The sequence below is a fragment of the Acidimicrobiales bacterium genome (assembly GCA_036399815.1).
GTDB lineage: Bacteria > Actinomycetota > Acidimicrobiia > Acidimicrobiales > DASWMK01 > DASWMK01.
Map to the genome: position 1 here is coordinate 1 of DASWMK010000137.1, position 18,203 is coordinate 18,203.

Annotated in this window: 19 protein-coding genes; 10 read left to right on the forward strand and 9 right to left on the reverse strand. The window is 74.9% G+C overall.

Translation table 11 applies throughout. The features are described from left to right. Window positions 1–209 precede the first annotated feature (209 nt). Window positions 210–1,157 (reverse strand): iron-containing redox enzyme family protein, encoded by a 948-nt coding sequence (locus tag VGB14_09475; protein HEX9993142.1) that lies wholly within the window; start codon window positions 1,155–1,157, stop codon window positions 210–212. 60 nt (window positions 1,158–1,217) lie between these two features. On the opposite strand from VGB14_09475, the gene VGB14_09480 reads away from it, so the two are divergent. After that, window positions 1,218–1,721 (forward strand): hypothetical protein, encoded by a 504-nt coding sequence (locus tag VGB14_09480; protein ID HEX9993143.1) that lies wholly within the window; start codon window positions 1,218–1,220, stop codon window positions 1,719–1,721. A gap of 22 nt (window positions 1,722–1,743) precedes the next feature. Here VGB14_09480 and VGB14_09485 read toward each other — a convergent pair whose 3' ends face one another. Next, complete coding sequence (locus VGB14_09485; protein HEX9993144.1) at window positions 1,744–2,931, reverse strand: PP2C family protein-serine/threonine phosphatase; 1,188 nt, start codon at window positions 2,929–2,931, stop codon at window positions 1,744–1,746. 32 nt (window positions 2,932–2,963) lie between these two features. On the opposite strand from VGB14_09485, the gene VGB14_09490 reads away from it, so the two are divergent. Then, entirely contained in the window at window positions 2,964–3,884 is a 921-nt protein-coding gene (locus VGB14_09490; protein HEX9993145.1) for a DUF3500 domain-containing protein, read from the forward strand. Here VGB14_09490 and VGB14_09495 read toward each other — a convergent pair. Continuing rightward, window positions 3,865–4,281, reverse strand: coding sequence for a thioesterase family protein (locus tag VGB14_09495; GenBank protein ID HEX9993146.1), 417 nt, complete (start codon window positions 4,279–4,281; stop codon window positions 3,865–3,867). The two genes, VGB14_09490 and VGB14_09495, sit on opposite strands and share 20 nt — an antisense overlap. Between VGB14_09495 and VGB14_09500 the strand changes: the two genes are divergently transcribed. Then, complete coding sequence (locus VGB14_09500; GenBank protein HEX9993147.1) at window positions 4,280–5,548, forward strand: glycosyltransferase; 1,269 nt, start codon at window positions 4,280–4,282, stop codon at window positions 5,546–5,548. The genes VGB14_09495 and VGB14_09500 overlap by 2 nt on opposite strands. Continuing rightward, window positions 5,535–6,287 carry an inositol monophosphatase family protein gene (locus tag VGB14_09505; protein HEX9993148.1) on the forward strand — a complete coding sequence of 251 codons (753 nt, stop codon included), beginning with the start codon at window positions 5,535–5,537 and terminating at the stop codon, window positions 6,285–6,287. The genes VGB14_09500 and VGB14_09505 overlap by 14 nt, the downstream gene beginning before the upstream one ends. Here VGB14_09505 and VGB14_09510 read toward each other — a convergent pair. From VGB14_09510 to VGB14_09525, 4 genes are read right to left on the reverse strand one after another with little or no spacing between them, the layout of a single operon-like run. Continuing rightward, window positions 6,280–6,975, reverse strand: coding sequence for a ferritin-like domain-containing protein (locus VGB14_09510; GenBank protein ID HEX9993149.1), 696 nt, complete (start codon window positions 6,973–6,975; stop codon window positions 6,280–6,282). The two genes, VGB14_09505 and VGB14_09510, sit on opposite strands and share 8 nt — an antisense overlap. Before the next feature lie 14 nt (window positions 6,976–6,989). Then, window positions 6,990–8,198, reverse strand: coding sequence for a hypothetical protein (locus tag VGB14_09515; GenBank protein ID HEX9993150.1), 1,209 nt, complete (start codon window positions 8,196–8,198; stop codon window positions 6,990–6,992). A gap of 22 nt (window positions 8,199–8,220) precedes the next feature. Continuing rightward, window positions 8,221–9,147 (reverse strand): non-homologous end-joining DNA ligase, encoded by a 927-nt coding sequence (gene ligD / locus VGB14_09520; protein HEX9993151.1) that lies wholly within the window; start codon window positions 9,145–9,147, stop codon window positions 8,221–8,223. Continuing rightward, window positions 9,144–10,172: an ATP-dependent DNA ligase gene (locus tag VGB14_09525; GenBank protein ID HEX9993152.1), complete on the reverse strand. Its 1,029-nt coding sequence runs from the start codon at window positions 10,170–10,172 to the stop codon at window positions 9,144–9,146. The genes ligD and VGB14_09525 overlap by 4 nt, the downstream gene beginning before the upstream one ends. A gap of 60 nt (window positions 10,173–10,232) precedes the next feature. On the opposite strand from VGB14_09525, the gene VGB14_09530 reads away from it, so the two are divergent. Beyond that, the gene (locus VGB14_09530) at window positions 10,233–10,745 is read left to right on the forward strand and encodes a DUF1269 domain-containing protein (protein HEX9993153.1); all 513 of its coding nucleotides are present in this window, start codon (window positions 10,233–10,235) and stop codon (window positions 10,743–10,745) included. A 40-nt stretch (window positions 10,746–10,785) separates the two neighbouring features. Next, the gene (locus VGB14_09535; GenBank protein HEX9993154.1) at window positions 10,786–11,304 is read left to right on the forward strand and encodes a DUF2231 domain-containing protein; all 519 of its coding nucleotides are present in this window, start codon (window positions 10,786–10,788) and stop codon (window positions 11,302–11,304) included. Here VGB14_09535 and VGB14_09540 read toward each other — a convergent pair. After that, complete coding sequence (locus VGB14_09540) at window positions 11,301–11,717, reverse strand: MarR family transcriptional regulator (protein HEX9993155.1); 417 nt, start codon at window positions 11,715–11,717, stop codon at window positions 11,301–11,303. The genes VGB14_09535 and VGB14_09540 overlap by 4 nt on opposite strands. 37 nt (window positions 11,718–11,754) lie before the next feature. Between VGB14_09540 and VGB14_09545 the strand changes: the two genes are divergently transcribed. After that, window positions 11,755–13,518: a chloride channel protein gene (locus tag VGB14_09545; protein ID HEX9993156.1), complete on the forward strand. Its 1,764-nt coding sequence runs from the start codon at window positions 11,755–11,757 to the stop codon at window positions 13,516–13,518. Here VGB14_09545 and VGB14_09550 read toward each other — a convergent pair. Continuing rightward, a complete protein-coding gene (locus VGB14_09550) occupies window positions 13,511–14,740 on the reverse strand; it encodes a cytochrome P450 (GenBank protein HEX9993157.1) in 1,230 nt (409 codons plus the stop codon). The two genes, VGB14_09545 and VGB14_09550, sit on opposite strands and share 8 nt — an antisense overlap. Window positions 14,741–15,077: 337 nt before the next feature. Here VGB14_09550 and VGB14_09555 point away from each other — a divergent pair, with 337 nt between their 5' ends. From VGB14_09555 to VGB14_09565, 3 genes are read left to right on the forward strand one after another with little or no spacing between them, the layout of a single operon-like run. Continuing rightward, a complete protein-coding gene (locus VGB14_09555; GenBank protein HEX9993158.1) occupies window positions 15,078–16,193 on the forward strand; it encodes a sugar ABC transporter substrate-binding protein in 1,116 nt (371 codons plus the stop codon). A 9-nt stretch (window positions 16,194–16,202) separates the two neighbouring features. After that, the gene (locus VGB14_09560) at window positions 16,203–16,985 is read left to right on the forward strand and encodes an ATP-binding cassette domain-containing protein (GenBank protein ID HEX9993159.1); all 783 of its coding nucleotides are present in this window, start codon (window positions 16,203–16,205) and stop codon (window positions 16,983–16,985) included. Then, window positions 16,982–18,202, forward strand: coding sequence for a hypothetical protein (locus VGB14_09565; GenBank protein ID HEX9993160.1), 1,221 nt, complete (start codon window positions 16,982–16,984; stop codon window positions 18,200–18,202). The genes VGB14_09560 and VGB14_09565 overlap by 4 nt, the downstream gene beginning before the upstream one ends. Window position 18,203 lies beyond the last annotated feature (1 nt).

The window sequence follows — 18,203 nt, forward strand, 5'->3', positions numbered from 1 at the left end:
CCGCCCCCGCCGCTGGGAGGCGAGGGCCGCCGAGCTCGAGCCGGCCCTCCGAGGCGCCGTCGTCCGGGACCTGGCCGCCCGCCTCGGCTACGCCGACCGGGCGGACTGGGACTGAGTTTCGCCCCCGCGCCGCCCGGCGACGGGGGCCGGGGAGGCTGGCGAGCCGGCCCCGTGTGCTCGGGCGACGGCGGCCGGGCGGGGTGGCGGTACTAGGCCGCCCGGGCGGCCCGCTCGGTGGCGGCCGGCGGGGCGGCGGCGGCGAGGAAGCGGGCGTCGACCTCGGCCCGCCAGCGGGCGCCCCTGACGATGCCGGCGGCCCAGCGGGGGTCGGCGGCCAGCGGGGCGACCACGTGGTCGAGCCAGTCCCGGCCGTGCCGGGGGTCGGCGGTGGCGTGCTCGGCGTAGAAGGTGACGAGGTCGTCCGGGGCGCCGAGGCGGCGCAGGCCCTGCACGACCCGGCGGCAGCGGGGCCCGGCCCGCAGCTCGATCAGCCCGAGGGCGCCGACCAGCTCCGGCTGGAGGGCGCGGTTGGTGGCCAGCACGGAGCCGAGCAGGCGCCGCTCGAGCGCCTCGACCGGCTGCCCGGCGGGCGGCGGCAGGGCGACGCCGGCGGCGGCCGTGAACCGCCGGTGCAGCTCGGTGTGGACGTCGGCGGCCCGGCCCCGGCCCATCTCGTCCCAGTAGTTGCGGGCCATCTCCAGCTTGGGCTCGCCGGCGAGGCCGACCTGGCAGAGGGCGACGAGGTCGTCGAACCCGCCGTCCGGGCCACCCTCGAGCACGAGGAAGCCGACGGCGTCGTCCCACCCGGCGGCCTCGGCCAGCCAGGCGTACACGGCCGGCACCTGGTCGGCGACGGCCAGCCGGCGGAGGGCGGCGACGGCGTCGTCGACCGGCTCGGCGGGCCCCGGCCAGCCGGGCAGCCGGGCGAGGTGGCGCTCCTCCAGCGCGCCCTTCAGGGCGGCGACGGCCGGGTGGTGCTGCCACCTGGTCCGCTCGCCGACCGCGTCGAGCGGCGCGAGGTGCAGGTCGTGGACCGTGAGCAGGGCGACGGCGGCGTCGCGCCGGTCGACCGGCCGGGCGCCGGCCAGCCCGTCGAGGGCGTCCCCACCGCCGTCGAGGGCCCGCTCGAGGCGGGAGGCGAGCGTCGCGGTCGGCATCTCCCCGCTCGCTACCCGATCACCCCCCACGGCAACCACCGCGGGGGGTAGGCAGGGGGCATGGCGCAGGACGGGGAGCGGCCGATCGCGATCGTGGACATCGACGGGGTGGTGGCCGACGTGCGCCACCGGGTGCACCACGTGCGGCGGCGGCCGAAGGACTGGGACGCCTTCTTCGCCGCGGCCGCCGCCGATCCGCCCCACCCGGAGGGCATCGCCCTCGTGCAGCGCCTGGCCGAGGACCACGACGTCGTCTACCTGACCGGCCGGCCCGTCCACCTGAAGGGCGACACCGAGGCCTGGCTCGACCGGCACGGCATCGGCGGCCACCGGCTGCTCATGCGCCGGGCCGGCGACCGGCGGCCGGCCGCCGCCGTCAAGGTCGGCATCCTCCGCGACCTGGCCCGGCGGCGGGAGGTGGCGATCGTGGTCGACGACGACCCGGTGGTGGTCGCCGCCGTGCGGGAGGCCGGCTGGCCGGTGTTCCACGCGGACTGGGAGGAGCGGGCGGCCGAGGACGAGCGCAGCCTGCGGGCCGCCCAGGAGGCCGAGGGCCGCACCTGACCCGGCCGCCCGGCCGGCCGGCCTACATCGGCCGGGTCCGCTCCGCTCCCCGGGTTCGCCAGCCGACCATGACCGTCGTGGCGTCGTCCTGGAGGTCGCCGGCCTGGTGGGTGAGGATGGCCTGGACGAGCCGGCGCATGGTCTCGGGGGGCGGGTTGCCGCCCCTCGACTCCCTGGCCACGAGGTCGGCCAGGCGGTCCACCCCGAAGAACTCCCCGTCGGCCGACCTGGCCTCGACCACCCCGTCGGTGAACAGGAGCACCGAGTCGCCCGGCTCCAGCGACTCCTCGGCCACCTCGGGCACGACGCCGAGCCCGAGCGGGGGGCGGGTGTTGCCGCCCAGGCGCTTCACGACCTTGTCGTGCCGCAGCAGCAGGGGCTCGGGGTGGCCGTGGAGGACCCAGCGGAGCCGCCCGGAGGCGAGGTCGAGCTCGGCGATCACGGCGGTGACGAAGCGCTCCGGGCCGAACTGGGTGCCGAGGGCGAGGTCGATGGCCGACGCCGTGGCCTCGAGGTCGAGGCCCTGGCGGCGGCTGTGGCGGTAGGCGGCGACGGCCACCGTCGACATGAGCCCGGCCTGGAGGCCGTGGCCCATGGCGTCGAAGATGGCGACCCTCGCCGTCTGGCCGTCGACGGCGTAGTCGAACGTGTCGCCGCCGACGTCGTAGGCCGGGGTCAGCACGGCGGTGACGACCACCTGGGGCGTGCCGAAGGTCAGGGGGGGCAGGGCCTGGCGGGTCAGCTCCGTGGCGAGCGACATCGGCTGGCGGCGCCTGACCACCTCGAACAGGTCGCCGTACTGGCCCTTCGTGAGCACGAGGTCGGCGACGAGGGCCTCGAACTGGAGGAGGGTCTCGTCGTCGGGGACCTCGGCATCGGCCGGGAAGCGGAGCTCGAGCGCGCCGAGGCGCTCGAGGCCGTCGAGCAGCGGGACCCACACCCGGCGCACGCCGCCGCTGACCGACTGCTGGAACGACGTCGTCCGGAAGGCCCGGCCGGCCACGGTGGTGTCGACGGCCGTCTCCTGCCCCGCGGTGGGGCCGGGCACGGGGCGGAGCACGAGCTGCTCGTGGTCGACGACGTAGATGACGGCGCCGTCGGCGCCGAGCTTGCGGGCCGCGTCGTCCACGAGCCCGGGGACCTCGTCGGGGCCGGCGAGTCGGGCGCCGGGCACGAGCTGCAGCAGCGGCCCGGCGTACTGGTCGTCCATGGCCGGACAGTCTCGCCCCTAAGTTCCGTCCCGTGCACACACCGACGATGGTCGCGGCGGCCACCTCCGTGCTCGACCTGGCCCCCGCCGCCCGGCTCCCCTTCGACGGGCGCCGCCGCGAGTGGGCCTACTGGCCGGCCCCCAGGGAGGGGGTGGCGCTGTGGGCGCTCGACCGGGCCGGCGCGAAGGCCGTGCACCGCCTGCTGGCCACCGCCCTGGCCCTTCCGGCCTTCGCCAGGGCCGTCGCCATCGAGTCCCTGGACGAGGTGCTCGGCCGCCTGGAGGGCCACCGGGACGACCGGCGCCACCGGGACGACTACTGGGTCGCGGTGTTCGGCGAGCCGGGCACGGAGCCGTGGGGGTGGCGGTTCGAGGGCCACCACGTGTCCGTCCACGCCACGCTGGCCGGCGGCGAAGTGCGCATGACCCCGCTGTTCCTCGGGGCCAACCCGGCCGTCGTCACCGACGGGGACCGGGTGGTCAGCGACCCGCTCGGGCCCGAGGAGGCGCTCGGCTTCGAGCTCCTGCACGCGCTCACCACCGAGCAGCGTGCGTCGGCCACGATCGCCGACGAGGCCCCGCGGGACATCGTCACCAGGAACGCGGCCCGCCTCGACGGGCCCCTCGCCCCGGTGGGCGTGCCCCTCGCCGCGCTCGCCGGCCCGGCGGCGGGCGCGGCCGCCGCCCTGCTCGACGTGTACCTCGGCCGCTTCCCGGACGGCGCCCCCCGCCCCGACCCGTCCGACGCGGCGTTCGCCTGGGCCGGCGCCGACCGGCCGGGCGCCGGGCACTACTACCGCCTGGCCGGGCCCCGCCTGGTGATCGAGCTCGACAACACCCAGGACGGGGCCAACCACGTCCACACCGTGGTCCGCGACCCGGCGGCCGACTTCGGCGACGACGTGCTCGGCGACCACCTCCGCCGCGACCACCTCAGCGGTGGAGGGGCCTGACCTCCCCGAGCGCGTCCCTGATGGCCGGCGGCACCTCCCGCTTGCCGGACCCGTCGGTGGCGACGACCACGTAGACCGTGCTGGCCGTGGCCACCACCCGGTCGCCGGCGGTGACGGCGAAGTCGAGGGTGAACGAGGTGCGCCCCAGCCGGGCGAGGGCCACCTCGACCTCGCCCCGCTCGCCGTAGGCGAGGGAGCCCCGCCAGTCGACGTCGGTGTGGACGAGCTGGACGTCGTGGCCGCCGGCCAGCATCTCCGGGTAGGGGAGCCCGCCGTGGCGGAGGAACGCCGCCATCGCCTCGTCCAGGTAGGCGAGGTACCACATGTTGAAGACCACCCCCTGCTGGTCGACCTCGAGGTAGCGCACGTCGACCGGGTGGCGGAAGGGGCTGGCCATGGCCGGACGCTACGGCGTGCTGCGGCGGTCGCCGCGGGGTACGGAAGGGCCGAACATGCGCGTCCTGTTCCTCACCTGCCACCTGCCCTACGCCGGCTGGAGCGGCGGCCGGCGCCGCGAGCTGGAGCTCCTGGCCCGCCTCGCCGGCCGGGTCGACCTCGAGGTCTGCGCCGTCACGAAGACCCCGGAGGACGACCTGGCCGAGCTCGACGCCTTCCGGGCCGACGTCTGCCCGGCGACCGTGTTCGCGGCCGAGGCGTGCCGGCACGACCCGTCCCTGCCGGCCCAGGTGCTGCGCCACTGCTCGCCGGCCGCGTCCCGCTGGCTGGCCCGCCGCCTGCGCCACGGGCTCGACCTCGTCCACGTCGAGGGCTCCTACCTGTGGCACCTGCTGCCCGGCCCCGGGGAGCGGCCCCCGGTCCTCGTCGTCGAGCAGAACGTGGAGTCGTCGCTCTGGCGGCAGCGGGCGGCGGTGGCGGGCTCGGCGGCCGAGCGGGAGGAGCACCTGGCCGAGGCCGGGCGGACGGCGGCCTGGGAGGCGTCGGTGTGGGCGGCGGCCGACGGGTGCGCCGCCGTCACCGAGGAGGACGCGGAGGCCATCGGGGCGGCCGCCCCCGACGTGTCGGTGGTGGTCGTGCCCGACGGCGCCGACCTGTCGGCCACGGGCCGCGCCGAGCCCGCCGAGCGGCCGGCCGGCCGGCCCGTGCTCGCCTACGTCGGCAACTTCGCCTACGCCCCGAACGTCGACGCCGTGCGCCACCTGGTGGGCGACGTGCTGCCGGCCGTCCGGGCCGCCGGCCACGACCCGGCCGTGTGGCTGGTGGGCAACGCCCCCGGGCCCGAGGTGACGGCCCTCGCCGGCGACCCGGCCGTGACCGTGACCGGCGGTGTGCCCGAGGTGGGGCCGTACCTGGCCGCGGCGGACCTCGTCGTCGTGCCCCTCCGGGTCGGCGGCGGGGTGAAGGTGAAGGTGCTCGAGGCCCTGGCCGCCGGCCGGGCCGTCGTCACCACGCCGGTCGGCGCGCAGGGGCTGCGGCCGGCCGTGGCGTCGGGCGCGCTCGCCGTCGGCCGGGACGCGGCCGGGCTGGCCGCCCACGTGACCGCCCTGCTGGAGGACCCCCGGCGCCGGCGGGCCATGGAGCGGGCCGCGGCCAGGGCCGTGCGCCGCCTCCCCACCTGGGACGACGCCGCCGACCGCCTCGCCGACGCCTGGGCCGCCGTCGCGTCGGGAGCGGCCAGCCGCCAGCCGGCCGGTGCCGGTCGCTGACGTCGCCGGCCTGCTCCGCCGGTGCGCGGCGGAGGTCGCGGCGGCGCTGGAGCGGGTCGAGGACCGCGCCGCGGCGGGCGACCGGTCGGATCAGTACGCGCTCGACCTCGTGGCCGACGAGGCCGCCCTGGCCGTCCTCGACGCCGAGGGGGTGGGCGTGCTCAGCGAGGAGAGCGGGGCGACCGGGCTCGACCGCGACCTCGTCGTCGTGGTGGACCCCGTCGACGGGTCGGCCAACGCGTCCCGGTCGCTGCCCCTCTGCGCCGCGAGCCTGTGCGCGGTGGACCGGGACGGGCCCGTCGCCGCGCTGGTCGTGGACCTGGCCACCGGCCGGTCCTTCGAGGCGGCGAGGGGCGCGGGCGCCTGGTCGGGCGGGGCGCGGCTGCGGGTGAGCGGGTGCCGGTCGCTGGCCGGCGCGTTCGTCGCCCTGTCCGGCCCGGCCCCGGCCGGCCGGCCGTGGGCCGGCATGCGGGCCCTCGGCGCGGCCGCGCTGGAGCTGGCCCACGTGGCCGCCGGCGGGTTCGACGCCTACGTCAACACCGACGACGACCACCACGGCGTGTGGGACTACCTGGCGGGCGCCCTGCTCGTCGAGGAGGCCGGCGGCGTGGTGGCCGACGCCGGGGGCCGGCCGCTCGCCGTCCTCGACCCGGCGGCCCGGCGCTCCCCCGTGGCCGCGGCCACGGAGGAGCTGCTGGGCGAGGTGCTCGCCCTGCGCCGGGGCCCGGCCGTCAGGTGATGGCGTCCTGGACCTTGCCGACCAGCTTCTCGCCGAGCGAGGCCAGGGTCATCGCCGTCTTGCTCCTGGCCTGGACCATCGCCATCTGCTGCCACATCGAGATGGCCCAGCCGATGTGGTCGGCCTCCTGGGGCTCGACCTCGGCGACGGCGGCCAGCACGGCCGTCCTGCCCTCGCCCTCGTCCATGGCCTCGCCGAGCGCGTGGAGGAACTTCCAGTCGGCGGCGTCCTTGGTCTCGGCCAGCACGACGGCCTCGAGCATGGCCATCTCGAGGGGGAGGATGTCCGCCGACCCGGCCATCAGCGCCACCGCCTCCAGCATCTTCGCGTCCATGGCGTGGGTGAGCCTGGCCGCCGGGCTCACGTAGCCCGGGTCGCCGCCCAGCGCGGCGATCAGCCGCTCCAGGACGTCGACGTGGTGCTCGGTCTCGGCGAGGAACTCCTCGTAGCGGCGCTGGAGCACCGGGTTCTGGGTGAGGCCGGCGACGGTCCGGTAGAGGTGGACGCCGCACTGCTCGTGGGCGAGGAACTGGCTGAGCAGGTCGGCGAGGAACTGGCCGTTCAGCCCGGTGCCGGGCGCGAAGGCGGCGAGCTCGCCTGGGGTCATGAACGCGTCGGGCGGCACGAACGTCATGGCGGTGAGGACGCCCCGCCCGCCGGTGTCCTTGGTGGTGGTGATCACGGGCATCGGTGGTGGCCTCCTCAGCCGACGGTCTGCTCGCGCAGGTCGACGACGGGGTGCTCGCCGGCCAGCTCGTCGCGGTACTCGCGGCCGTTGGCCGCGCGGTTCTCCTCGATCACCTGCTCGCTCGGGACGCCGCCCTCGTTGACCCGCTCCCGGTAGGTGCGGCTGGTGGCCGGCTCGTCGGCGGCGTCGACGAAGTCCACGCCGTCGGCCCGCAGGTCGACCTGGGTGGCGAGCACCTCGCGGACGTAGTCGACGTTCTGCTCGAAGGTCACCGGCGTGGGCAGGGCCGGCGGGAGGATCTCCTCGGGCTCGACCCCCTCGAACTTGCGCAGCAGCCGGCAGGCGACCTGCAGCTGGCCGAGCTCCATGTCGAGGTGCAGCTCCCAGAGCCGGCGGAGCCGCTCGTCGGTCTCCTCGTCCATGAACGAGTGGTACAGGTAGCACTCGTTGTACTCGTGGTGGACGAGCTGCTGGAGCCACGACTCGAGCGGGTCCATCAGCGACTCGTACTGGGTGACGTGCTGCTCCTCGATCATGGCGATCTCGAGGTACAGCCCCCGGGCCACGGGCTCCATGAAGTCCGGCCCGTGGTTCATGTAGAAGTTCATGGTCTGCTGCTCGCCGGCCACGAGCGTGAGGACGTGCAGCCGGGACAGCGGGTCGACCGTGTGCCGGTCGTAGTGGCGGCGGACGTCGTCGGTGGGGTGGCGGTGCTCCACGAACGTGGGCCGGCCCGGCGTGATCTCGGTCAGCCGCCGGGTGAGCTCCTCGGCCTGCCCGCCGTTGATCAGCTCGTACAGGTTGGCGTACCGGTACAGGTGGTCGAAGTCCTCGAGCAGGCCGAAGTCGAACACCTGCTTGATGTAGGGGTCGGGCTCGTTGCGGGCCAGCCAGGCGGTGAGGTCGATGGCGACCTGCTCGTAGCCGATGGTCGTCTCGAGCGGCGTCTCGTCGCCCGGGCTCAGCCAGTTGATCGCCTTCTGCTGCTGGGCCTCGACCCGGCGGCCGAGGGCCAGCGCCTGGCGGATCTCGGGGGTGTCGCAGTGGCGGGCGAACTGGTGGGAGAACAGGATCGACTCGACCTCGATCCCGTTCATCAGGATGATCCGGGAACGGCTGTAGGGGTGGATCGAGCGCTTGTCGTAGGGCTCGACGTTCAGCTCCGACCACGAGCGGAGCTGGTCCTCGACGGCGATCCCCTGGTGCTCCAGCGGGTTGAACAAGGTGCCTCCTGGGCGGCGGGCGTCAGGGCCGCTCTACCCGGGCGCCGCGGGGCACAGTCAGGCGCTGGTCGCCCGCGAGGAGCGGCGCGAACAGGTCGCCCAGCTCCTCGACCCGGGCCAGCGCGTCGCCGGGCCCGAACACCAGCCCCGCGGCGTCGCCGTTGGCGACGGCCGTGTGGACCTCCTCCCAGGTGACCGGGAGGGCCACGGTCGGCACCGTGCCGGCCCGCAGCGAGTAGGGCGCGACGGTGGACTTGCCGGCGTCGTTCTGGCTCCAGTCGACGAACACCCGCCCCCGGCGCAGGCCCTTCGCCATCCGGTCGACGACCCGGTCGGGCTGGACGCGGGCCAGCGCGCCGGCGAGCGCCCTGGCCACCGCCTTCGTCTCGTCGTAGGTGTGGCCCGGCGCCAGCGGGACCTGGACGTGGAGGCCCTTGCGGCCCGAGACCTTGGCGAGCGACGCCAGCCCGATGCCGGCGAGCAGGTCGCGCACGTCGAGCGCCACCCGGCAGGCCTCGACCAGCCCGGCCGGCTCGCCGGGGTCGAGGTCGAGCACGAGCATGGTCGGCCGGTCGAGGGCGGCGCCGGTCGACAGGAACGGGTGCAGCTCGATCGTGGACAGGTTGGCCGCCCACAGCAGCGACGGCAGGTCGCCGACCACCGGCGCGTCGACCTGCTTGCCGGACGTGAACGTCCACATCCGCTGGGTCGACACCCAGTCGGGGTGGGGCGGCGTGCGGGTCTGGAAGAAGTGGGGGCCGCCGACGCCCTCGGGAAAGCGGTGGAGGGTGAGCGGCCGGCCGGCGAGGTGGGGGAGGAGGACCGGCGCCACCCGCGCGTAGTAGTCGACCAGGTCGGCCTTGGTCACCCCGGCCGCCGGCCACAGCACCCGGTCGAGGCTGGAGAGGCGGACCACCCGCCCCTCGACGGCGACCTCGACGTCGCTCACGGCGCCGGCCGGAGCTGGTCGACGGTGCACGACGCCGGGTCCCGGTCCGGCCGCCAGCGCCGGAAGCGGGCCGGGTGGCGGAACCGCAGCCCCTCGACCTTGTCGAAGGCCACCTCGCACACCTCGGCCGGCCGCACCGGCAGCCAGTCCTGCGCGAGGTCGGGGGTCCACCGGCCGGGGGCGCCCTTCATGCGCCCGAGCCGGCCGCCCTCGAGGCCGAACCCGTCCCGCCACGGATGGTCGGCGAGGGCGACGGCCAGCGGGGCGAAGCGGGCCAGCAGCTCCCGGCGCTGCGGCCGCCGGAACGAGGCGACCACGCCGACGTGGTGGAGGGTGCCGTCCTCGCCGTGGAGGCCGAGGAGCAGGGAGCCGACGCCGTCCTCCCGCAGCCGCACGCCGGCCACGACGCAGTCGGCCGTGCGCTCGTGCTTCACCTTGACCATGGCCCGCACGCCCGGCCGGTAGGGGGACGCGCCGTCCTTCACCACCACCCCGTCGATGCCCGGGTCCTCGGTCGCCAGCCAGGCCGCCGCCTCCGCCGGGTCGGAGGTCGCCGGCGTGAGCAGCACGCAGCCCCGGTCGCCCGCGAGCGCGGCCTCCAGCCGGGCCCGGCGCTCGGCGAAGGGCCGGTCCCGCAGGTCGTCGCGGCCGGCGGCGAGGAGGTCGAAGGCGACGAGCACGGCCGGCGTCTCGGCCGACCGGCGGGCCACCCAGGTGGCCGACGGGTGGAGCCGAGCCAACAGCGCGTCGAAGTCGGCCCGCCCGTCCCGGCAGGCGAGCAGCTCGCCGTCGAGCACCAGCCGGGCGTCGCCGAGGGCCAGCAGGCCGGCCACGACCTCGGGGAAGTAGCGGGCGAAGGGCCGGTCGTTGCGGCTGCGGAGGTCGACCTCGTCGCCCGAGCGGAAGGCGAGGCAGCGGAACCCGTCCCACTTCGGCTCGTACACGAGCCCGGGGCCCTCGGGCAGGTGCCGGGCGAGGCGGGCCAGCATGGGCGCCACCGGCGGCCGGACGGGCAGGTCGTGCACGTCGGGCGGGTACCCGGCCGGCCCGGGAAGGCAACCGTCGCCGTGGGTACGGTGCCGGCCATGGCCGACGAGCTGGTGGCGATCGTGTTCGACAAGCCCAGCCGGGCGGAGGAGGTCCTCCTCAACCTGGCCCACCTCCAGCAGGAGGGGGCGATCAAGCTGGCCGACGCCGTCATCGTGACCAAGGACGAGCAGGGCCGGTCGGCCATCCGCCAGACCGTCGACGTCACGCCCGGCCGGGGCGCCCTCGCCGGCGGCTGGTGGGGGCTCCTCATCGGCACGCTGGTCGGCGGCCCGCTCGGCGGGGCCATCGCCGGCGCGGTGGGCGGGGCCAGCGGCGCGCTCTACGGGAAGCTCGTCGACGTCGGCCTGGACGACGGCTGGGTGCGCCAGATGGCCGAGTGGATCGACCCGGGGACCTCGGCGCTGCTGCTCCTCGTGGCCGACGTGCGCCTGGACGAGGTCCTCCGGGAGCTCGGCCGCTTCGAGGGCAAGGTCGTGACGACCACCCTGCCCGACCCGGTCCGCGAGCAGCTGGAGCACGCCCTCTCTATGACAAACGAAAATTCGTGATAGAACTGGTGGCGACGATCCTCACGGCAGGAGGGCACCCATGGCTGACGTCGCCGTCGAGCACCGGGCCAAGCGGCCCCTGACCCCGGTGGCCGGTCCGTACGGCCACCCCTTCCACCCGCTCCTCGTCACCGTGCCCATCGGCGCCTGGGTGACGAGCCTCGTGTTCGACCTCGTCTCCCACGAGGCGGGGGAGCCCGAGGTGTTCGCCAAGGGCGCCTTCTGGCTCATCGCCATCGGCGTGGTGTCCGCGCTCGTGGCCGCCGTGTTCGGGCTGATGGACCTGCTCACGATCCCGAGGGGGACGCGGGCCCTGCGCACGGGGCTGACCCACGCCACCAGCAACGTCACCGTGGTCGTGCTGTTCGCCGCGTCCCTGCTCGTCCGCCAGGACCACCTGGACCAGGGCGACTCGACGACGGGCGGCGTGCTGCTGTCGGTCGTGGCCCTCGCCCTGCTGGCCGTGTCAGGGTGGCTCGGCGGCAAGCTCACCTACCACTACGGCGTCCGCGTCGCCGACGAGGGCACCCAGGCCGAGGGCTTCGTCGGCGGCCGCTAGGCCTCGTCGAGCTCGCGCAGCGCGTCCAGCAGCTCCCGCCGGACGCGGCGCAGCTCGGCGCGGTGGGCCGCCGCCAGGCCCCGCAGCACGTCCCGCCCCCGGTCGGTCAGGGTGACCAGCTGGCGGCGGCCGTCGGCGGGGTCCTGGTGGCGGGCCACCAGGCCGGCCCGCTCGGCCCGGTCGATCAGCTCGACCACCGAGTGGACCTTCAGCTGGAGGGCGGCGGCCAGGTCCGAGGTCGACGGGGGGCCGTCGCCGTCGTGGCCCCGCACGGCCAGCAGCAGCTGGTGCTGCGCCGGCGTCACCCCGGCCTCCCTCGCCGCCTGCTCGGAGAAGGCGAGGAACCGGCGAAGGGCGCGGCGGAACCGGGCGAGGGCCCGGTAGTCCCGGTCGGGCAGGTCAGCTCGTGCCACGATCCTGATACCTCGTGACACGATATGATAGGACGACGTGGCCGCCGCCCCGACCCCGCCGTCCCGACTCGTCCTGCTGACCGCGCTCGCCGCCGTCCTCGGTGCCGCCGGGGGCGGCGCCGCGTGGGTGCTGGTCCACCTCATCGGCCTGCTCACCAACCTCGCGCTGTTCCAGCGGTGGGGCTGGCAGGCGCCGCCGTCCACCGAGCTGGTGGCCGGGCCCCAGATCGTGGTGGCGGCCGTGCTCGGCGCGCTGGCGGTGAGCGCGCTGGCCCGCTGGTCGCCGGTCATCCGCGGTCACGGCATCCCCGAGGCCATGGAGGCCATCCTCACCCGCCAGAGCCGCATCGCGCCCCGCGCCGCCCTGGCCAAGCCGCTGTCGGCCGCCATCGCCATCGGCACCGGGGCCCCGTTCGGCGCCGAGGGGCCGATCATCGTGACGGGAGGGTCGCTCGGCTCGCTGCTCGGCCAGGTCGTGCGCGTGTCGCCGGCCGAGCGGAAGATCCTGCTCGCCAGCGGCGCCGCCGCCGGCATGGCGGCGACGTTCGGCGCGCCGCTCGCCTCGGTCGTCCTCGCCATCGAGCTGCTGCTGTTCGAGTTCTCGACGAGGGCGTTCGTCCCGCTCGTGGTGGCGGCCAGCATCGCCGGCGGCATGCACTCGCTGCTGTTCGACGAGGGCCCGCTGTTCGCCGTGCCGCCCCACGACTACGCCGGCCTCGGCGTGCTGCCGGCCTTCGCCGTGCTCGGCGTCGGCGCCGGGCTGCTCGCCGTCGTCCTCTCCCGGGGCCTGTTCACGATCGAGGGCTGGTACCGGCGGCTCCCGGTCGGCGAGTTCTGGCACCCGGTCCTCGGGGCCGTGGCGTTCGCGGCCGTCGGGCTCGCCGTGCCGCGGGCGCTCGGCGTCGGCTACGACGCCATCGGCGACGTGCTCGCCGACCGCCTCACCGTCGGCACGATCGCCCTGCTGGCCGGGGCCAAGCTGGTCGCCTGGTGGTTCGCCCTGGCCTCGGGCACGTCGGGCGGCACCCTGGCGCCGATCCTGCTCGTGTCGGCCGGCTACGGCGGGCTCGTCGGCCACGGCGTCGCCGCCCTGTTCCCCGGGCTGCACGTGTCGCCCGGGGCGTTCGCCGTCGTCGCCATGGCGGCCACGTTCGGGGCGGCCACCAGGGCGACGTTCACCTCGATCGTGTTCGTGTTCGAGCTGACCCGCGACTACGACGTGATCCTGCCGCTGATGCTGGCGAGCGTCCTCGCCGACCTGCTCGCCGCCGCCCTCGTGCGGGACAGCATCATGACCGAGAAGCTCACCCGGCGGGGGCTGAGGGTCCGCACCGAGTACGAGGTCGACCCGTTCGGCACGGTGCCGGTGGCCGAGATCATGACGGCGCGGGTGGACGTGCTCCCGGCGACGGCGACGGTCGGCGACGCCAGGGGCCGGTTCGCGGCGGGCGGGCACGGCGCCTACCCGGTGGTCGACGGCGACGGCCGCTGCGTCGGCATCGTCGCCAGGGGCGACCTGCTGCGCACGGGCGCGGACGACGGGGCCTCCGTGCTCGAGGCGGCCAGCCGCGACGTCGTGTCCGTCGGCCCCGGCGACACCGCCCTGACCGTGCTGCACCGGATGCTCGAGGAGTCGATCGAGCACGTGCCGGTGGTCGACGCCGGCCGCCTCGTCGGCATCTGCACGCGCGGCGACCTTCTCCACGTCCGCCGGCGCCAACTCGAGGCGGAGCGCCACCAGGACGGCTGGGGGCTGCCTCGGCGGCGCCGGCGGATCGTGGACGCTGCCGGAACTACCTGAACGCCACCGGCAACGACTCGGCGCCGAGGAGCATCGACGAGCGGGCCCGCCAGTCCGCCTCGCCCACGATGCGGACGTCGGGCATGGCCTCGGCCAGGATCGGCAGGGCCTCCTGGAGCTCGGCCCTCGCCAGGTTGGCCCCGAGGCAGTAGTGGACGCCGCCGCCGAAGGTGATCTGCTTGTCGGCGTTGCGCCGGGTGATGTCGAACACGTCGGGGTCCTCGAAGACCGCGGGGTCGCGGTTCGACGTGTCCGCCCGCAGCATGATCGGGGTGCCCGGCGGGAAGCGGACCCCGTCGTAGACGAAGTCCTCGACCGTCGTCCGCATGGTGGCCGGGATCACCGGGTCGAAGCGCATGCCCTCGTCGATGGCGTTGTTGGCGAGGCCCGGGTCCTCCCGCAGCTTCTGCCACTGGTCCGGGTGCTCGCAGAACAGCCGCATCAGGAACGTGGTCGAGTTCTTCGTGGTGTCGTGGCCGGCGAACGTGAGGTTCACGACCTGCCAGCGCAGCTCGTCGTAGGTGAGGCGCTCGCCGTCCTCCTCCACCTGGATGAGGGTCGTGAGGAGGTCGTCGCCCGGGTTGCGGCGCCGGTCCTCGATGAGCTTGCCGGCGTACTCGTAGAGGTTCGAGATCGCCTTCTCCACCCGGTCGGCCACCGGCGCCACCGGGAACGAGAACAGCAGGCCGATGTCGACGGCCCACTGGCCGTACACGTCGATGTCGTCGGTGGGCAGGCCGAGCAGGCGGGCCATGATCTCGACCGGGTAGCGGTGCGAGAACTCCTTGACGAAGTCGCACTCGCCCCGCTCCCGGAACTCCCCGACCAGCCGGTGCACGACCTCGCGCATCATGGGCCGGAAGCGGTCCACCGAATGGGGGGTGAAGGCGGGGAACAGGAGCTTGCGCAGACGGGCATGGCGCAGGTCGTTCATGCACATGATCAGCCCGTCGGTCCAGTACCGGTACATCGGGCCGTCGAGCACGCCCTGGATGCGCATGATCGTGTCGCCCATCGTCGTGAGCTGGCGGGTGCGCATCATCTCGAAGTTGGCCTTGTACGGGATCACGTTGACGGCGATCTCGGTCCTGGCCAGCCAGCTCTGCTCGCGTGCCCTCCGCCAGACCCCGTGGGGATCGGCCTGGTACTCGTCGCTCGTGAACGACACGAACGGCAGGTCCAGGTCGTCCAGGTCGATCAGCTGCTGCTCGGTGAGGGTCATACACCCGCTCCTTTGCGCCCGCGGAGCGGCGCCATGGTGGCGGCGCGGCTCTGCCGTGTCCGTTGTCGCGCGCCGTGCCGACACGGGGTCGGAGCCGAGTTCCGCCGGCAGCTCCACCAGACCTCGACGCCGGCGTGGCGGTACGTTCAGGGTGGCGTCATCGTCGCGTTGGTGTCAAGACGGAAGGGCCCCAGATAACGCCTCATGGCGTGTAGTTTTCCGGCGCTCATTGACGGGTTGCGGCCGGGTCGCGACGGGGGGTGCTTGACCCGCCCGTCCACGCGGGCGAGAGTGCGACGGTCCGTGCCGACCCCCGGCTGCACCAGGGAGATGTGACATGACCCGAGACCCCAGGCGGCGAGCGCTCCGGCTCGGCGCCGTGCTGCTCGCCGGCGTGCTCGTCGCCGCCGGCTGCGGTGGCGACGACGACGACGACGGGGGCGGCGCGTCGGGCGACGGCGACGCCATCCAGATCGCCCTCCTGCTCCCCGAGACGAAGACCACCCGGTACGAGACCCAGGACCGGCCGATGTTCGAGGCCAAGGTCGAGGAGCTCTGCCCGGAGTGCGAGATCATCTACAGCAACGCCGACCAGGACGAGTCCCGCCAGCAGCAGCAGGCCGAGGCGGCCATCGCCAACGGCGCCGACGTGATGGTGCTCGACCCGGTGAACGGCCAGGCCGCCGGCGCCATCGTCGAGCAGGCCGCCGGCCAGGACATCCCGGTCATCAGCTACGACCGGCTGATCCTCGACACCGAGGTCGACTACTACCTCTCGTTCCAGAACGAGGAGGTGGGCCGGCTCCAGGCCGAGGCCCTGGTCGACCGGCTGGCCGAGGACGGGGCCGACGACGGCACCATCGTCATGATCAACGGCTCGCCGGACGACAACAACGCCTCGCAGTTCAAGGCCGGCGCCCACAGCGTGCTCGACGAGAGCGGCCTCACCATCGGCGCCGAGTACGACACGCCCGACTGGAGCCCCGACGAGGCCCAGCAGGAGATGGACCAGGCCATCGCCCAGCTCGGCGAGGACGGCATCGACGGCGTCTACGCCGCCAACGACGGCACGGCCGGCGGGGCGATCGCGGCCATGGAGGCGGCCAACTTCTCCGAGCTGCCCCCGGTCACCGGGCAGGACGCCGAGCTGGCCGCCATCCAGCGGATCCTCGCCGGCGACCAGTTCATGACCGTCTACAAGGCCATCAAGGACGAGGCCGAGACGGCCGCCGAGCTCGCCGTCGCCCTCGGCCGGGGCGAGGACCCGCCCGAGGGCCTCGTCAACGACGAGGTCGACAACGGCGCCGGCATGGTGCCGTCCGTGCTGCTCACCCCGGTCGCCGTGACGCGCGAGAACATCGCCGACACGGTCGTCGCCGACGAGTTCTGGTCCGTGGAGGACATCTGCACGGCCGACTTCGCCGACGCCTGCGCCGAGGCCGGGCTGGAGTAGGGCCGGGCCGTGACCCCGCTCCTCGAGCTGCGCGGCGTCTCGAAGCGGTTCGGCGCCGTCCAGGCCCTCACCGACGTGGACTTCGAGGTGGACGCCGGCGAGGTGGTCGCCCTCGTGGGCGACAACGGCGCCGGCAAGTCCACCCTGGTGAAGGCCATCGCCGGCATCCACCGCATCGACGACGGCGAGTTCCGCTTCGAGGGGCGGACGGTCGACGTCACCGGCCCGAAGGACGCCGCTGCGCTCGGGATCGCGACCGTGTACCAGGACCTCGCGCTCTGCGACAACCTCGACGTGGTGGCCAACCTGTTCCTCGGGCGGGAGCGGCGGGCGACCGGCCCGACCGGGGCCCTCCGCTGGCTCGACGAGGCCACCATGGAGCAGGAGGCGCGGGAGCTGCTGGCCCGGCTGTCGGTCAGCATCCCCGACGTCCGCATCCCGGTCGCCTCCCTGTCGGGCGGGCAGCGGCAGTCCATCGCCGTCGCCCGCTCGACGATGGGGTCGCCCAAGCTCGTCCTCCTCGACGAGCCGACGGCGGCCCTCGGCGTGGCCCAGACCCGCCAGGTGCTCGACCTGATCCGGCGGCTGCGGGAGCAGGGGCTCGGCGTGCTCGTCATCAGCCACAACCTGGTCGACGTGTTCGCCGTGGCCGACCGCATCGTCGTCCTCCGCCTCGGCCGCCGGGTCGCCACCCTTTCCAAGGAGGAGGCGACGGCCGAGACGGTGGTGGCGGCGATCACCGGCGCCGACCGGGCCGAGGTCCACGAGGCCTACGAGGCGGCCGCCTCGTGACGACCGCGCAGGTCGACCCCCGCCTCGTCGGCGCCCGGCCCGGCTTCGCCGGCGCCGTCGCCGACTTCCGCCGCCGCCTGACCCAGGGCGAGCTCGGCAGCCTCCCCGTCGCCTTCGGGCTGGCCGTCGTGTGGATCTACTTCTGGCTGGAGAACGAGCGCTTCCTGTCCTCGTTCAACCTCACCAGCCTGGTGCTCCAGATCGCCGGCCTCGGCACGATCTCGGTCGGCATCGTGCTCGTGCTCCTGCTCGGCGAGATCGACCTGTCGGTGGGCGCGCTGTCGGGGTTCGCGGCAGCCGTGATGGCCGTCGTCAACGTCGACCACGGGTGGCCGGGGTGGCTGGCCATCCTGCTCGCCCTCGGGGTCGGCGCCGCCGTCGGCCTCGTGCAGGGGGTCTGGATCACCAAGCTGCGCATGCCGGCCTTCGTCGTCACCCTGGCCGGGTTCCTGGCCTGGAGCGGCGCGCTGCTCTTCACACTGGGCGACACCGGCTCGAAGAACATCAGGGACGAGAACATCGTCGACCTGACCGGCACGTTCTTCTCGGACCCTGTCTCCTGGGCCCTCGCCGTGGCCGTCATGGTCGCCTACGTCGCCGGCGTGGTGTTCCAGCGGGCCCGCCGGGCCAAGGCCGGGCTGCCCCTCGCCCCGGCGAGGACCTGGGTGGTGCGGGCCCTGCTCGTCGTCGTCGGGCTGACCGTGGCGACCGCCGTGTTCACCGACGACCGGGGCCTGCCCCTCGCCGCCGTCATCTTCGGCGGGCTGGTGGTGCTGTTCGACCTGCTGTCCACGAGGACGAGGTTCGGCCGGCACGTGTACGCCGTGGGCGGCAACGCCGAGGCCGCCCGCCGGGCCGGCATCCGGGTCGACGCCGTGCGGGTCACCGTCTTCACCCTCGCGTCCACCCTGGCGGCGGCCGGCGGGGTGCTGCTCGCGGCCAGGGGCCGGGCCGTGAGCCAGTCGTCGGGCGGCGGCGACCTGCTCCTGAACGCCATCGCCGCCGCCGTCATCGGCGGCACCAGCCTGTTCGGCGGCAAGGGGTCGGTGTGGTCGGCCCTGCTCGGGGCGCTCGTGATCGGCTCGATCGCCAACGGCATGGACCTGCTCGGCCAGTCCTCGGACGTGAAGTTCATGGTCACGGGGGCCGTGCTGCTGGTGGCGGCCAGCATCGACGCCGTCGCCCGCCGGGGCCGCCAGGCCGCCGGCCGGGCCTAGT